At 42.4% G+C, this 16,186-nt stretch carries 15 protein-coding genes and 5 tRNA genes; 2 read left to right on the top strand and 18 right to left on the bottom strand.

All coding sequences use genetic code 11. The features are described from left to right. Positions 1 to 45 precede the first annotated feature (45 nt). From ACZ444_RS08870 to ACZ444_RS08910, 9 genes are all read right to left on the bottom strand, one after another. Positions 46 to 1,317 (bottom strand): MFS transporter, encoded by a 1,272-nt coding sequence (locus ACZ444_RS08870; protein ID WP_382361000.1) that lies wholly within the window; start codon positions 1,315 to 1,317, stop codon positions 46 to 48. A gap of 133 nt (positions 1,318 to 1,450) precedes the next feature. Continuing rightward, positions 1,451 to 2,059: a superoxide dismutase gene (locus tag ACZ444_RS08875; protein ID WP_382360997.1), complete on the bottom strand. Its 609-nt coding sequence runs from the start codon at positions 2,057 to 2,059 to the stop codon at positions 1,451 to 1,453. Positions 2,060 to 2,267: 208 nt separating this feature from the next. Then, positions 2,268 to 2,340 (bottom strand) — tRNA-Phe (locus ACZ444_RS08880). 101 nt (positions 2,341 to 2,441) lie between these two features. Beyond that, positions 2,442 to 2,531: transfer RNA gene (locus ACZ444_RS08885), tRNA-Ser, on the bottom strand. 7 nt (positions 2,532 to 2,538) lie between these two features. Then, a tRNA-Ile gene (locus ACZ444_RS08890) sits at positions 2,539 to 2,615 on the bottom strand. Between the two features lie 38 nt (positions 2,616 to 2,653). Further along, positions 2,654 to 2,729 (bottom strand) — tRNA-His (locus ACZ444_RS08895). Positions 2,730 to 2,743: 14 nt separating this feature from the next. Continuing rightward, positions 2,744 to 2,817: transfer RNA gene (locus ACZ444_RS08900), tRNA-Met, on the bottom strand. Between the two features lie 336 nt (positions 2,818 to 3,153). Further along, positions 3,154 to 4,779, bottom strand: a complete 1,626-nt coding sequence (locus ACZ444_RS08905) for a Na/Pi cotransporter family protein (RefSeq protein ID WP_382360994.1) — start codon at positions 4,777 to 4,779, stop codon at positions 3,154 to 3,156. Positions 4,780 to 4,979: 200 nt separating this feature from the next. Then, a complete protein-coding gene (locus ACZ444_RS08910) occupies positions 4,980 to 5,639 on the bottom strand; it encodes an NfeD family protein (RefSeq protein ID WP_382360991.1) in 660 nt (219 codons plus the stop codon). 69 nt (positions 5,640 to 5,708) lie between these two features. Between ACZ444_RS08910 and ACZ444_RS08915 the strand changes: the two genes are divergently transcribed. Beyond that, positions 5,709 to 6,086 (top strand): hypothetical protein, encoded by a 378-nt coding sequence (locus ACZ444_RS08915; RefSeq protein ID WP_382360988.1) that lies wholly within the window; start codon positions 5,709 to 5,711, stop codon positions 6,084 to 6,086. Between the two features lie 110 nt (positions 6,087 to 6,196). Beyond that, positions 6,197 to 6,481: a DUF2624 family protein gene (locus ACZ444_RS08920; protein ID WP_382360985.1), complete on the top strand. Its 285-nt coding sequence runs from the start codon at positions 6,197 to 6,199 to the stop codon at positions 6,479 to 6,481. 56 nt (positions 6,482 to 6,537) lie between these two features. On the opposite strand, the gene ACZ444_RS08925 is transcribed toward ACZ444_RS08920, so the two are convergent. The 9 genes from ACZ444_RS08925 to ACZ444_RS08965 all read right to left on the bottom strand — a co-directional run bounded on the left by ACZ444_RS08925 (position 6,538) and on the right by ACZ444_RS08965 (position 16,175). Next, positions 6,538 to 7,437, bottom strand: coding sequence for a deoxyribonuclease IV (locus ACZ444_RS08925; RefSeq protein ID WP_382360982.1), 900 nt, complete (start codon positions 7,435 to 7,437; stop codon positions 6,538 to 6,540). 15 nt (positions 7,438 to 7,452) lie between these two features. Next, positions 7,453 to 8,757, bottom strand: a complete 1,305-nt coding sequence (locus ACZ444_RS08930; RefSeq protein WP_382360979.1) for a DEAD/DEAH box helicase — start codon at positions 8,755 to 8,757, stop codon at positions 7,453 to 7,455. Between the two features lie 55 nt (positions 8,758 to 8,812). Beyond that, the gene (locus ACZ444_RS08935) at positions 8,813 to 9,928 is read right to left on the bottom strand and encodes a Nif3-like dinuclear metal center hexameric protein (RefSeq protein ID WP_382360976.1); all 1,116 of its coding nucleotides are present in this window, start codon (positions 9,926 to 9,928) and stop codon (positions 8,813 to 8,815) included. Beyond that, positions 9,903 to 10,622, bottom strand: coding sequence for a tRNA (adenine(22)-N(1))-methyltransferase (locus ACZ444_RS08940; protein ID WP_382360973.1), 720 nt, complete (start codon positions 10,620 to 10,622; stop codon positions 9,903 to 9,905). The genes ACZ444_RS08935 and ACZ444_RS08940 overlap by 26 nt, the downstream gene beginning before the upstream one ends. 101 nt (positions 10,623 to 10,723) lie before the next feature. After that, positions 10,724 to 11,122: a cytochrome c550 gene (gene cccA / locus ACZ444_RS08945; RefSeq protein ID WP_382360971.1), complete on the bottom strand. Its 399-nt coding sequence runs from the start codon at positions 11,120 to 11,122 to the stop codon at positions 10,724 to 10,726. A 201-nt stretch (positions 11,123 to 11,323) separates the two neighbouring features. Continuing rightward, positions 11,324 to 12,451 carry an RNA polymerase sigma factor RpoD gene (rpoD, locus tag ACZ444_RS08950; protein WP_382360968.1) on the bottom strand — a complete coding sequence of 376 codons (1,128 nt, stop codon included), beginning with the start codon at positions 12,449 to 12,451 and terminating at the stop codon, positions 11,324 to 11,326. Between the two features lie 29 nt (positions 12,452 to 12,480). Further along, a complete protein-coding gene (dnaG, locus tag ACZ444_RS08955) occupies positions 12,481 to 14,289 on the bottom strand; it encodes a DNA primase (protein ID WP_464433268.1) in 1,809 nt (602 codons plus the stop codon). 438 nt (positions 14,290 to 14,727) lie between these two features. After that, the gene (locus ACZ444_RS08960) at positions 14,728 to 15,534 is read right to left on the bottom strand and encodes a pyruvate, water dikinase regulatory protein (RefSeq protein ID WP_382360962.1); all 807 of its coding nucleotides are present in this window, start codon (positions 15,532 to 15,534) and stop codon (positions 14,728 to 14,730) included. An 11-nt stretch (positions 15,535 to 15,545) separates the two neighbouring features. Then, positions 15,546 to 16,175, bottom strand: a complete 630-nt coding sequence (locus ACZ444_RS08965; RefSeq protein WP_382361692.1) for a helix-turn-helix transcriptional regulator — start codon at positions 16,173 to 16,175, stop codon at positions 15,546 to 15,548. Positions 16,176 to 16,186 lie beyond the last annotated feature (11 nt).

Genomic DNA, 16,186 nt, shown 5'->3' on the forward strand with positions numbered 1-16,186 from the left:
TAGTCACCCCATTATATCATTTATTAGACCGAATTCTAAGTGTGTTCAGCGATTTTTTTCATCTGTTATGGGCTCTTTCGTTATACTTTCTTTTTTGCTTGTACTTTCCAGAGTAATATTCTTAATAAAGCCGTAAATGAACAGATGTCCCAGTCCAAATACCGCAAGCAAATAAGGTATAACCTGCTCAGCCTGAAATAAAAACATGGCTGCCAAAAATACGACGATTGCCGTGACTCTGCCAATGTTAACAAATAATTCACTGACAACAATGTATTCCACTCGCAGATCTTTTGCCTCCCGTGCTTTCCCGATAACATCATACGTTAAAGAAGCATATGGGACATTGACAATGGGATAGGCAATACCAATGAGCGCGGCATAAATCATCAATTGGACATAACTGGCATCGAAAACAATCGTGTATATAGAGAAATACAATATAAGCGCCCCCACCAGGATCGCTCTTTTTCTCATCGAGGGTTTCACCCATCTGGTTACGATGAAGTAAAGAATAAATGATGAGCCTGACAGAAGCAAATTAAACAGACCTAAAGCGAACTCGCTTTGGGTTGCAATAAAAACCAGAATGGAAATAACAAACGAAAAAATGCCTTCTCGAAGACCTTGTGAGACCTGAGCGTTAAGAATGTTTTTCCAATCCTTGTTATGACGACGTTCAAGTAAAACACGCCTGAAATGAAAAAGGCCTTCTGCTTGCCTGCGTTTCAGAAAAAAGCTGCATACAACCGCTCCAATGAATAGAATAAAGGATATGGCAAATACAGTATTATAGCCAATATTATCCTGCAGAGCAGCAATGATGGATCCTGCTAACAGCGGACCGATCATTCCCGCAAACGACTGAAGGACGCCAAGCAGACCATTAAAAAAGTCACGCGACTCAGGTTCAGTGATCTCAAAGGTAAGAACATTGAAGGCAAGCCAATAAAATCCGAGACCTACACCTAATACACTGCCAAGCAGGAAATTATAAGTGGCAGCATTATCCGCAATAAGTAAAACACTCAAAAAGAACAAGGATAAAAACGCAACCCCTAAACGCAAAACAATGATTCGATCAACCTTTTTAGCAATTTTTCCAGCCAGTATAAATGTGAGGGGCTGAAACACATAAATACCAAGGTTGTAAAAGGCAATTGTTACATAGTCCCCTGCCTGTTTCCATAAATAGACGTTAACAAAGGTATTGGAAAGGAAAATACTTAAAGAATAAAGACCGCCGATAATCAGCAATAAAATGAGGTCACGGCTTATATCAATTTTACCAGCTATATATTCCAGACTTTTGTGCATAACGATTTCTCCTTTTTGTTCAGTTGTAGTTTGAACAAATCGGTATCATATATGCACACCATAGTCCGGGCTTTGTACGGTGCTGAATTAACGCAAAAAAGACACGGGCTATTTCCCGTGTCCTTTGCGTTATTTATTTAGCTTCTTGATAATTTTTCTCAACTTGATCCCAGTTGACAACGCTCCAGAATGCAGCGACGTATTCTGGGCGTCTGTTTTGGTAATTCAAATAGTAAGCATGCTCCCAGACATCCAGTCCTAAAATAGGTGTCTTGCCTTCCATTAATGGTGAGTCCTGATTAGGTGTGCTCATAATTTCCACGTCACCATTATTCAGTACAAGCCAAGCCCAGCCGGAGCCGAAACGTCCTTTTGCTGCTGTTTCAAACTCTTCTTTAAATTCATCGAAGCTGCCATATTTTGCCTTAATTTTATCGGCAACTTCACCTGATGGCTGGCCGCCGCCATTTGGTGACATAACCTTCCAGAATAGACTGTGATTGGCATGTCCGCCACCGTTGTTGCGTACTGCCGTACGGATGTCTGCCGGAACAGCATCCAGATCACCAATCAGATCCTCAAGTGACTTGCTCTCAAGATCTGCTTTTCCTTCAATCGCAGCATTAAGCTTTGTTACATAAGTATTATGATGCTTCGTATGATGAATATTCATGGTTTCTTTATCAATCGTAGGTTCTAAAGCATCGTAAGCATACGGTAGTTCTGGTAATTCAAATGCCATTTTTAAACAGCCTCCTCTAATATTTGGACTAAAGGGATTGATAGCTACCCTTTAATTCCCAGCCTATCAAAGCGATTTAACCATTGCAAATGAAAGGTGCTGCCCCGCTCTTCCCCAATCTGCTAATCAAATAACCCAGTTTCTACCTAATATCATTTCTTTTTTGCGATAATAAAATAAAAACAAGCTTATAAGCCTGTTTAAAAGATGGCTCGGGACGGAATCGAACCGCCGACACACGGATTTTCAGTCCGTTGCTCTACCGACTGAGCTACCGAGCCATAATACTGTTATAGTCCATAAGGGGCCATAGTTTTTCATGAACAGCTGTATGCCAAGCAAATACCGCCAAGTCGCGGTCTTATCAAGCCAAATGGCAAAAAGGAGGTAGAGGGATTCGAACCCCCGCGCGGTTTGACCCGCCTGTCGGTTTTCAAGACCGATCCCTTCAGCCGTACTTGGGTATACCTCCATATGAGTGGTGGACCCTGCAGGATTCGAACCTGCGACCAATCGGTTATGAGCCGATTGCTCTGACCAGCTGAGCTAAGGGTCCGTATCATTAAGCAGCCTTGCATTTTCCTGAATCTCTTATGGGGCGACCGGTGGGGATCGAACCCACGCATGCCGGAGCCACAATCCGGTGCGTTAACCACTTCGCCACGGCCGCCGTTTAAACAATGATAGCGGCGGAGGGATTCGAACCCACGACCCTACGGGTATGAACCGTATGCTCTCGCCAGCTGAGCTACGCCGCCATATGACTTCACAGGAAAGGTTCAAACCTGTGATCAGTAGGTTAACAGCTGATAGGGTTACCCCCATAAGCTGTTAAACCATAAATGTGTATCAATAAAATGTTGTGGTCAAAAACTAATTTCAATTAAACGACGCAATATAATTTATCACATCCGACAGAATCTGTCAATCATTTTGGCCACTAAATCTTAAGAGTGCTTTTAATAATGATGTGTAATATGTAAACAACAACATTACTATAGCATCTCCAGACATAGTTTTCAATAAAAAAATCAATTACATCTTGATAAACCGCATCACCAAACTGTGTACCACAAACTCAAAACGAAGGGGATCTACTCACCTAAAACAGCATCTGCAATATTCGAAGCATGGTCACCAATCCGCTCAAGGTTACTGATAATATCAACAAATACAATGCCTGCCGAACCGGTGCACCGTCCTTCATTCATGCGAATAATATGCTTCTTGCGAAAAGTGCGCTCCATTCGGTCAATCTGATCTTCTTTCTGTATAACAGCCAATGCTTCTTCGCGGTCCATATTATCAAGAGCTTTTATGCTTTGCCTGACAGTCAGGATCGTTAAATCAAACATGTTGTTTAAATCTTGCTGAGCTTGTTCCGTCAGGTGAACCTTATTCGTAACTTTATACTCTATTAATTCAATAACATTTTCGAAATGATCACCCATACGTTCAATATCCCGCACAGAATCCATTAACACAGTATGTTTAGCACCTTCCATTTCCGACATTGATTCGCCGGATAAATCCACCAGATAATCTGTAATACGCCTGTCTAAATTATTGAGGGCCCCTTCAAATTGCATAGACATTTCCGAATGCTTCTGATTTTGTGTCGTTAGATATAAGTTCGTTTCCTCAAGCCCTTTAGAAGCAAATTCACCCATACGGATGATTTCCATTTTTGCTTGGTCCAAAGCTAATGTTGAGGACTGCTGAATAAAAATAGGGTCAAGATGTTTTGGCTTATACTCAATGACTGCATCATCACCTGGAATCATTTTTGTTACCATCCAAGCAAGTAATCCAATAAATGGAAATTGAATGATAAGGTTGACCAAATTAAAACTGCCATGGCTGAATGCAATTGTCATCTCCGGATTAAGGTCAAACACAGATTGTAAATACATAACAAATTGACTGAAAATACCGAGACACAGCAGGCCGATAGCTGCTCCGGCTAGATTGAAGATAACATGGACAAATGCGGTCCGTTTTGCAGCAACTGTTGCACCAATGGATGCGAGAACGGCTGTAATTGTGGTCCCAACATTATCACCAAATAAGACCGGTAAGGCAGCTTTCATACCAATAGCATCTTCAGCGAATAATCCCTGCAGAATACCAATTGTAGCTGATGAACTCTGAACTACAAATGTAAATAGTGTTCCAATGATGACACCTAAAATGGAGTGATCACTCATACTGACCGTCAGATCCTGAAAGGCTTGCAAATCACGCAATGGTGACATACCGCTGCTCATTAACTTCAAGCCAAAAAATAATGAGCCAAACCCGAATATAGCCTGTCCCACGTTGTTAACTTTTTGGTTTTTAAAGAAGAACAAAAGAAATGAACCAATTGCCATGATCGGAAGCGCATACTCATTTATATCAATACCAATAATAAAAGCCGTCACGGTTGTCCCAACATTCGCGCCCATAATAACACCGATCGCCTGTCTGAGCGTCATAAAACCGGCATTAACCAAACCAACGGTCAAAACCGTTGTCCCGGAACTGCTCTGTATTAAAATGGTGACAACTATACCAGCTAATACACCCATAAAGGGGTTGCTTGTCGTCTTATCTAATATATCTCTAAGCCTGTCACCAGCAGATTTCTGCAACCCCTCGCCTACGTATTTAATCCCCAGAAGGAAAATGCCGAGTCCGCCGATAAACTCAAATATCAGTGTTTGCACATCGATATTCAAAGATTATTCCACCCTTCGAATGATGCTGAAATCTGTCACATACCTCCCCTATTATTAAAGCCCATAAGCTAATTTGTAAAGGATATTTACGAAAACGCAGTATAAAATTTAGTTTCCCCTGCCACACAGTGTTTTTTACTCAAAATTTAAGGCAAAATTTTCATTATTTTCATGGCATACATTAAAAAACCTATGAATCGTCAAGAATCATAGGTGTGTTCCTGCTCATCTGTGCTTTTTTCCACCAGTATTTTTGTGCCATCAACCTGAACCACCTTGATCGCAGTATTTTTAGAAATCCACTCTGCATTAGACATGGCACTGTAATTATTGTCACTGATACGAACAGTTCCCACTGGGCGCAAATCGCTGAGTGTCTTCCCCCGCTGATTAAGCAGTTGTTTCTCATTCATATTCAGGGAATTGTATCCTCTCTCCTTTGTCAGCTGATCTTTCAACGTGATTTTTGACCACATATCCCTGCGTTTAAACACCTTTAAGAAAATAAGCGATGAAAATCCACCGATAATAACACCTATTGCCGCATATAAGCCAGCAAATATGTTGGGAGCAGCCAATGCAACAGCCAGAAGCATACATACCAGTCCAATGGCCGCAAGGGTACCGTCATTAACAGCTTTACCATCAATAACAATCAGTAATATTCCGGCAAGATAAATAATAAGCATCATGATAAAAGAGCCTGTTTCCACATAAACAGTGAAATAAACGGTCATAAAACCGATACCGAGCAGAGCAAAAAAACCGCGCATATTCACAAGCAGTTCACCAATTAAAAATAAGGTGCCAAATCCGGTTAACACAATCCCAAACCAGTCCATCGTTAAAATAGCCATCATAACACTCACCCCCTTTACCACATTTTATGGCCGTTCTGATATTACATTTCATTGTTAGGGGAAATTCATATGAAAAAAATAACAAAATTTCTTTTTATACTATGTATCATATTGTTTTTAGTAAGTATTTATAATGATTTAACCAACGGAACAGTGCTGCAGACTGATTTAAACAGTCACGATCATCAGCCAGAAAAACAATTACAACTAACAGCTGTTAAAGTCAAAGTACAAACAGGTGATACGGTATTATCAATTGTCGAACGGCTCAGTGACCAGGATCAATCAATGAATCAGCAGAATGTGTCACAGATTATGACTGATTTCAAAACATTGAATCCTGATACTTCCCCGCTCGAAGTTGAGGCAGGGGACTATTATTACTTCCCCGTATACGACACTAAGCAAGTCAGCATGTCAGTCTCCCTTGCTGCTCAAACGGTTTAAAAAGAAAAACAGGAAAAATTCGGTTCGTCATGACTTTTCAATTTAATAAGGTCATTTCACAGCCATCGTGCATATAATAAATACTAAATAACGGCAAAGGAGCCAAATCTATGTCGACATTTATCAAGCAAATGGTTCGCAGTAAGCTGCAGCAGCTTACAACAGATGAATTGCTTTACCATGCACAGAAATACCATTTTTCAATAAATCGCAAACAGGCAACCGACATAACAGCCTACCTGCAGCAAGCTTCTATCGATCCATTTGATCCGGCCAGCCGGGACAAAATGGTTCAGGAACTTGCACGTATTACAGATGATGAAACAGCTGATCAAGCTGAGACATTATTTCAGAAAATCGTAGCCGCCTATGGGCTTGACGATCTGTTTTCGTAAACAGACGAAACTTTTTCTAAATCAGTAACCATGCTGGATCTGTCCTGGCAGCATCGTTACTGATTCATGATCTTTTCCTTCAGGTTCGGATCAAATTGTCCGTGCTTAATCATGTCAATTTCAAATTGATAAGGGGGTTGTTTATGTTTCTTATCTTCACCGACAAACGGCGTTTCTAATATTTTAGGCAGTTGCTCCAGCTGTGGATGAGTAATCACATAATGCAGCGCATCAAATCCAATATAGCCAAATCCAATATTCTCATGGCGGTCTTTATGGGCGCCCCGTTCGTTTTTACTGTCATTGACATGGACTACTTTCAATCGGTCCAGACCGATCGTGTTATCAAAGTCATTCAGAATACCATCAAAGTCATTCACAACATCATAACCACCGTCATGTATGTGACATGTATCAAGGCAGATTGATAATTTTTCGTTATGGGTAACACCATCGATAATCCTCGCGAGCTCATCAAATGTTCGCCCGATTTCAGAACCCTTTCCGGCCATCGTTTCCAGTGCAATCTGGACATCGCTGCCGCCAACGTTATCCAGCACATTATTCAGGCCTTCAATAATCTTCGCAATCCCTTCATCAGCTCCAGCACCTACGTGTGATCCCGGGTGCAGTACAATTTGCTTGGCGCCAAGGGCATTGGTCCGCTCAATTTCACTGCGCAAAAAATCCACACCTAATTCAAATGTCGCGGGTTTTGTTGTGTTGGCTATATTGATGATATACGGCGCATGAACGACCACATCATCGATGCCATTCTCTTTCATGTGGGCTTTGCCGGCTTCAATATTTAAATCCTCTATCGGCTTCCGCTTTGTATTCTGTGGTGCACCGGTATATATCATAAACACGTTTTCACCATATGAAACGGCTTGTTCACTGGAACCTTTCAGCATTGTTTTCCCGTTCATTGATACGTGTGAACCAATTTTTAACATAATTTCACCCCAGCATTATTTTTTCGGATTTTGATTCATCGTCTTTTTGATTGTTTCTTTTTGTTTTTTCATCTTTTTCTTATAACCTGGTTTTACTTTTTTCGGCTTTTTCACTTTTTGCCATGCTGCCCCATCGGTTTGACTGGCAGTTTTTTGTCGGCGATTGCGTTCATTCCGTGATTTTGTTTGTTGCCATTCGCCGTTTCGAATGTCCCAGAATGTGAACGTTATTCCTTTTTGCTGCAGCTTGCCAATCAACTGATTATCAGCATCATGATAGAGGCTGATAACCGTTCCTTCCATACCGGCACGGGCTGTTCTGCCGGCGCGATGTACATAAAAGTTATCTTCTTTAGGCAACTGAGCATTTATGACATGGCTGACACCTTTGATATCAATCCCGCGGGATGCAAGGTCAGTTGCTACAATATATTGGTAATGCAGATTTTGTATCTCTTTAAAGGTCCGCTTCCGTTCCCTTGGTGATAAGCCGCCGTGAATAATGCCGACCTTCAGACCTTTTTGCTGCAAGGACGCTGCCAGCGCATCAGCTTCATCTTTTCCGTTTGTAAATATGATGGCCAAATAAGGCTGAATAGCACGAGAAATGCCATAGATCATGTCAGCGTCGTTCCGATGTTCAGCAGAAATAAGCCGATGCTCCAATGTTTCCGGCAACAAGGAATCATTGATTTTAACGCGCAAGGGATTTTCCATGTATTTACGATAAAAATGTTCCAGCTGCTCAGGAATCGTTGCGGAAAAAGCAAGAATCTGCAGGTCTTCTTTCGTCCGGATGAGTAGCTGATCAATATCTTGAATCAACCCTAATTCCAGTGAAAGATCAGCCTCATCAATAACGAAAGCCGAAGACGAATATATGGATACAGCTCCTGATTTAACAGCATCGAGAATTCTTCCAGGTGTACCCACAATGATGTGTGGCGGCTTTTTTAATTTATCCAGCATTTTCTGCCTGTCTGTCCCGCCAACAAGCAGCTTAGCTGACCATTCATCAGCCTTTTCAGCCTTTTGAATAATGGTTTTGACTTCATCGTATATTTGTGAAGCAAGTTCCCGCGTTGGTGCTGTTATAACAAACTGAACTTCCTGTTTGGCCGCATCAAGCCGGTTGAACAGCGGTAACAGGTATGTGTGCGTTTTACCAGAACCCGTCTGTGACTGGCCGATAACACTCGTCCCCTGCAAAATCGATGGCATCGCCTGTTGTTGAATCGGCGTCGGCTCATGAAAAGCCAGCTGATTAATGACTTCTTTTATGACAGGGTGAAACGATAACTGATTGAATTGGTTATCCATATAGCTGTACTCCTTTACTAGTGGTATACTGGCATATTAAAAAAACGATTTAATCTTAAATGAATTGGAATGGCTCTGTGTCAGCATGCGATACGATGATATCCACACCCCTGCCGGCAAAATAATCTGCTAAATACGACTGAGTAACATGTTTCATCACTTTTTCCACATGATGGCCCGGATCAATAACTGACAAACCTTTTTCCCAGGCTTCTTGCGCCGGATGGAATGTCATATCTCCGGTAATCAAAACATCAGCCCCCATCTGTTTTGCTTTGTGAAGATATTTTTCGCCGCTTCCGCCTAATACAGCGACCTTTTTAACTTTCTTGCTTAAGTCTCCCGTTACGCGAAGATGCGGCACCTCAAAAGCTGTCTTGACCTTTTCGCATAATGACGCGAGCGTCAGCTTATCAGCTAAGTCACCAATACGCCCAATACCATAGGCCTGACCACTGTTTTCCACAGGATAAATATCGTAGGCAGCTTCCTCATAGGGATGTGCAGCAGTCATAGCTTTCAGTACGGCAGATAATTTTGACGCCGGGAGTATCGTTTCAATCTTAACTTCATCAGCAAATGTCAATTTGCCCTGCGACCCAAGATACGGATCAGTCCCAGCCAGCGGTTTAAACATTCCCTGACCAGGGGATTGAAACATACAGTGACTGTAGGCACCTATATACCCTGCTCCTTGTTCACCCATAGCATCTCGTACAGCCGAGACATGTGTTTCGGGAACAAAAACAGCCAATTTAACCAGTTTTTCCGTGTGATTAACCTCCAGGATTGTCCGGTTTTCAATCCCCAGCTGATCACACAGCATATCATTGACGCCGCCTTGTGCAATGTCCAGATTCGTATGAGCAGCATACACCGTCATATCATGCTGAAGAAGTTTTTGGACCACGCGTCCTTTAGCTGTATCCGCATTCACTTGATTCATTGGTTTAAAAAGCAGAGGATGATGGGCTATAATCAGATCTACATCATGCTGTACAGCCTCGTCAACAGTTGACTCCAGTACGTCCAGAGTGACCATTATCTTCTTAACAGGCTTTTGAAAGGAACCGATTTGCAATCCGACATTATCCCAGTCAAAAGCCAGATGTTTCGGCGCCCATTTTTCCATTGCCGTAAAAATATCAGCGTTGCGTATGACAGCTGCCATCGTCTAAAACCTCCTCAATCCATGCTAATTCCTGTCTAACAGCCGCGAGTTTCCTTGTGTCCGGTTCTGCAGCTTGTTTCATTTGTTCAATAATCTGACGGCGTACAGCGCGTTCATAGTACCATTTCCGGTAAAACACATGCGTTTTCTGCTGCAGCAAATAAGGACCAAACAGTAATTGTTTTTCAGTCATAGGCACTGCTGCAGCATCTTTGTCAGCCACAATAATTTCATAAATATGCCCATTTTCTTCAATAATACCTTCATTTGTGATGGGATAGCCATGCTCCTCAAGCCAGTGACGAACAATCGGTACCGCTACGTTAGGCTGAGCAATAATACGACCAACATTACTGAGCCGATCCTGTCCATCATCAAGAATCGTTTTAATCAATGTTCCGCCCATACCTGCTAAAACCACTGAGTCAACTTCTCCACTCTCTAGAACGTCTAAACCATTCCCATGACGCACACTGACTCGATCCGTTAATCCGTGTTGGCTGATTGTTGCCTGAGCGCTTCTAAAAGGGGCGTCTGCCACTTCGCCAGCTACGGCTTCTGCCAGATCATCCTGCTGACATACATAGCAGGGAATATAAGCATGATCTGATCCAATATCAGCAAATCGGGATCCTCTTGTTATAAATGATGCCACATATTCTAAACGCTGAGAAAGCTGACTGGCCAAATTCATATAAACGTCCTCCGTCGACTCAACTTTAACATAAAAGAGAGTAAGCCTGCTGCCTAACCAGTAAGCTTACTCTTTTAGCACTAACATGATCCTGCTTCGTGTTACTTTTGCTTCGAAAGCCATTTTGCCACAGCTTCACGTTTGTCTCCCTTAACGACACCAGGAGGCATGTTACCAGGGCCCTCGGCAATAATGTTTTTGATGTCCTCTTTCGAATGGTCGCTGCCGATTGTATCCAGAGCAGGACCGACTTTGCCCGATAAATCCTGGCCATGACAGCTGGCGCAATTATTCTGAAAGACTTTTTCTCCATCAACAGATGTCTTTTTTCCAGAGGAATCATCGCCATTCTGATCCTCCTGGTCTCCAGCTTGCTCCTGCTGTTCATCATCTTCCTGAATGGCCTTTTGCTGATTCAACCCTACAAATGAAACAACAATAACTAATAGTATGCCTATACCAGCAATTAAAGCATAAGGAATAACGGCATTTTTTCGCATGGTAGCTCCTCCCTATGTATGTGATATGATTAGAAATGCCCAGCTAAATTCATTTTACTGCAAAACCGGGCAAGTTTAAAGGATAATGTGCAGCATTTTCCAAAAAAACAAATGACTGGAAAGAACGTCTGTCATAGGTTTGATACGTATGTATAACAGTCATTGCACACAAATCATTGTGCTCAATGACTGAACAGCGTGCTATTCCAAAAAGTCTTTCAGCCGTTTACTGCGGCTTGGATGTCTCAGCTTACGCAATGCTTTTGCTTCAATCTGCCGGATTCTTTCCCTGGTGACACCAAACACTTTTCCAACTTCTTCCAACGTCCGTGTTCTGCCATCATCCAGTCCGAACCGTAAGCGCAATACGTTCTCTTCACGGTCTGTCAGCGTATCGAGGACACCTTCCAACTGCTCCTTCAGCAGTTCATATGACGCATGGTCTGTCGGTGAAACAGCTTCCTGATCTTCAATAAAATCACCCAAATGTGAGTCATCCTCTTCACCGATCGGTGTTTCAAGCGACACAGGCTCTTGAGCAATTTTCAGGATTTCCCGGACTTTATCGGGGGAAAGTTCCATCTCCTGGCCGATTTCTTCAGGAGTTGGCTCTCTGCCATAATCTTGCAGCAACTGGCGCTGAACACGTATAAGTTTATTGATCGTTTCAACCATATGCACTGGTATCCGGATCGTTCGTGCCTGGTCAGCGATGGCGCGCGTGATCGCCTGCCGTATCCACCATGTGGCATACGTGCTGAACTTAAACCCTTTACGGTAGTCAAACTTTTCAACCGCTTTAATCAGGCCCATATTCCCCTCCTGGATTAAGTCGAGGAATAGCATGCCACGACCGACGTAGCGTTTGGCAATACTGACAACCAGACGCAAGTTCGCTTCTGAGAGGCGTTTTTTGGCCTCTTCATCGCCATCTTCAATTCTTGTTGCCAAATCGATTTCTTCAGCAGCTGATAATAAATCGACTTTGCCAATTTCTTTTAAATACATACGGACCGGATCATTGATTTTAATACCGAGCGGGACACTGATATCATTTAAATCAAATTCTTCTTCTTTGGCAATTTCCTGCATTTTAGGATCTTCCTCAGAGTCACCGATCACTTCCACACCCTGATCTGACAGGTACTCATAAAATTCATCCATCTGCTCTGAGCTCATCGAAAAACTGGACAGACGATCAGCAACTTCTTCATAAGCCAGTATGCCACGTTTCTTGCCCATCTCCAGCAATTGAGCTTTTGCTTGATCCAGTGTCATTTCATTATTAGAATTATTGTCTTTTGTTTGTGACGATTTGTTTTCGGCCATGAGTCCCCCTCCTTCCAACTACAGTCATTTTAGAGTCTCCATCGCCTCTGAATTTCAATCATTTGCATGGCAATCTCAGCCGCCTTAATGGGGTCATTTTGCTGTTCGGCAAGCTTTTGTTCCGTTTTTAACGATTGAATATCCTGTTTATTACTTTGCTCAGAACGTATAACCCGTACATAGTCATTAATTTCACTGGTTGTAATAGCCTCATGGACGGGGATCATTGCAATTTCTGTGACCATTTCCTTTAATCGACTGTCGGGCAGCATTTCCAGAAATGAGCTGACATCCGGCTGATAGCCTTCTTCGTAATAAGCATAAAGATATGTTATAATAACTTTATGATCCTCAATGGTAAAAGAGGCACCTATATCCTCCCGCACTTTTTCAGCGATGGACGCGTCCTGCAGCATGTATGCAATGAGTTGTCGTTCTGCGTTATGAAAAGCCGGACGCAGCTTCTCTGAACGATTTTTATTTTCTCCCTTACTAGTATAACTGTTCCTACTCTTTTTATCCTTGTCAAGTCCCATTTTTTCCCGATTTGCCTGAATTTCATTCAAGAGTGAGTCCATTGAGACAGAATAGGCTTCACTGACTTCTTTTAAATAATATTCCCGTTCCACGGCACTATCAATCGTTGCGAGGTGTTTCAGTACATTTTCAATATATTGTATGCGATCGGACTCAACACTAAGATTAAAGTCTCTTTTTAGATATTGCATATAGAAACTGGTAAACGTCATGCTTGAGGCAATAACGTTCTGCCGAAACGATTCTGCGCCGTATTCTGTGATGTAATCATCCGGATCCATATTTTCTGTCAAATTGGCTATTTTTACATGGCATCCGGCTTTTCGCAGAGTTTCTGAAGCTTTATAAGCAGCATCCGTCCCTGCTGCATCGGCATCATAACAAATAACAACTGTATCAACATACCGCCGCAGAAGCCTCGCCTGGGATTCAGTCAGAGATGTTCCCAGCGTCGCCACAGCATTTTCCACACCAGCCTGATGAGCAGCGATCACATCCATATATCCCTCAAATAAGACAGCTTCAGCTTGTTTGCGGATCTGTTTTTTAGCTAAATCAAAGTTGTATAGAATTTTTCCTTTATGAAACAGATCATTTTGCGGACTGTTCAGGTATTTAGGGTCCTGCTCAAATAATGTACGGCCGCCAAAAGCAATCGTTTTTCCCAAGTGATTACGGATAGGAAATATTACTCTGCCCTGAAAGTTGTCCACTAGAGTATTGTCATCATTGACAGATATTAGACCTGCCTTAGCCAAGTGCTGCTGGTGAAAACCTTTTTTCGCTAAAAACTCGGCTGTAAAATCCTTGACGTTTGGGGCAAACCCGAGTTGAAACGTCCGGATGGTCTCATCGGTAATACCACGTTCGCGTAAATAGTGATAGCCATCTTCGCCATTTTTCGTATAACGCAGAACATGGTGATAAAGTTTAGCAACCCATTCAGAGGCATCAAGGATGTTCTGATTTTCCTGCGACAGAGAAGCGCCAGGATTCTGGATGGCTTCCGGCACTTCAATCCCGCTTCTTTCCGCCAGAAACTTCAATGCTTCGCTAAACGTATAACCTTCTATTTCCATGATGAATGTCAACACATTGCCGCCTTTTCCACACCCGAAACAGTGAAAAATCTGTTTATCCTGAGTGACAGAAAATGAAGGCGTCTTTTCCCCATGAAAAGGGCAAAGGCCAAAATAATTACGCCCTTGCTTTTTTAGCTGAATATAGTCGCCAATGACATCAACTATGTCATTTGACTTGCGTACTTCCTCAATCGTATCCTCTGATACTTGGGCAGACATATGGACCACCATGCTTTTATATTTCGATAGTCATCCTGAAAATCCTTTGTTATTCGACAAATAATTTTACATATCGATAATTTTTTAACGGTCATTAACATTATGCACTAGTTTAATAGGTTTTTCTCTTGCTGTCAGACAGCAGCTATAATTCATCTGACGTGCATGTTTAGATCATACTCACCTCTATAGTTATATTCTATATGATGCTGCATTATTCCTTCTCTAATAACACGTTTACTCACAGAATGGAACTGTCACCCCAGACGTGTTCGCCAATGCTTATACTTTGAAACACAACAACCGATTATAATACAAACATCGAAAAAATGCCATAAAAATAGTTGAACAAGTTTTTTCCATTAAACAACTGGAAACAATTGAAGGTGTCTATCACTAAATTTTCGCCGCAGAGAAGGTCACGTTCTTTCGAATTCTTCAGCGCTGTCTGAACATACGCATTATCGTATTAGCCGTTTCTTCAACCGCCTTATACGACACATCAACAACCTCACAGCCTATTTTTTCAACGATCTCATCAAAATAAGCCAGCTCCTGCTGGATTCGGTCCATATTAGCATAAGTAGCCTGATCACCAAGCCCCAATGCTTTGAGCCGTTCCTTTCGGATATCATTTAATTTTTCCGCACTTATCCGTAAGCCAACGCACTTAGCAGGATCAATATCAAAAAGGACCTCGGGCGGGTCAACTTCCGGTACGATTGGGACATTAGCCACTTTCAGTCGTTTATGCGCCAAATATTGTGATAAGGGTGTTTTGGACGTGCGGGAGACACCGAGCAGTATAATATCAGCACGAGCAATCCCGCGCGGGTCCCTTCCATCGTCATATTTAACGGCAAATTCAATAGCTTCAACGCGTTTAAAGTAATCTTCATCCAATTGATGAACCAAGCCAGGCTCCAAGCGTGGTGTTTTGTTAAAGGTGCGCTTCATCGCCTTCATCATGGGTCCCATTATGTCAATGATTTCCAGCCCCATTTGACTGGCCGCCTCATTGACATACATACGCAGATCAGGATCCACGAGCGTAAAACCGATCAGCGCCTGATTTTCTGCCGCTATCTGTAATGTGTCATCAATCGTTTTTTTATCTTCCACATATGGGACGCGCTGTATTTTGTATTCCCCGTCATTGAATTGGCTTAAACCTGCCTTGATCACAAGTTCTGCCGTTTCTCCTACTGAGTCGGAAAGAACGTAAATATGTGGTTTATCTCCCATCAATATCCCCCCTACAAATGTTCATCCGTAATCAGTTCTACAAAGGCTTTAGTGATGGTTGTTTTGGTAATACGTCCGACCATTTCAGTGCCTTTCTCTGAGTCTTTGACAACAGGCAGCCCATCTATTTGCCTGTTCATTAGCTTTTTGGCAGCGTCAATCAGCTGATCATCGCCATAACAAACCGTGATATTGGGCATTCTGGTCATAATAATATGGACTGGAATAGCGTCTAATTCCTGATTGCCGATACTGGCACGCAACAGATCTTTCCTTGACACAACACCTGTCAGGCATGCATCTCTGTCGACAACAAAAATTGTTCCCACATCGTCGAGAAACATCGTCGAGATGGCATCATAGACAGTTGCTTCCTCTTTAACGACGACCGGTACTGATTGGTATTCGTAAACTTTAAATTTCTTAATCGCTTCAGTTAATAATTCAGAACCTGTTTTACCCGTATAGAAATAGCCAACCCTGGGTCTTGCTTCAAGGAAACCCGCCATTGTCAATATAGCCAGATCCGGTCTTAGAGTTGCACGCGTCAAGCTCAAATGTTCAGCTATATGTTCACTGGTGATCGGGCCATTGTCTTTCACAATCTCAATGATTTGTTTCTGTCGATTCGATAATTCCACTTTGTCACCAC

The organism is Lentibacillus kimchii, from assembly GCF_055381965.1.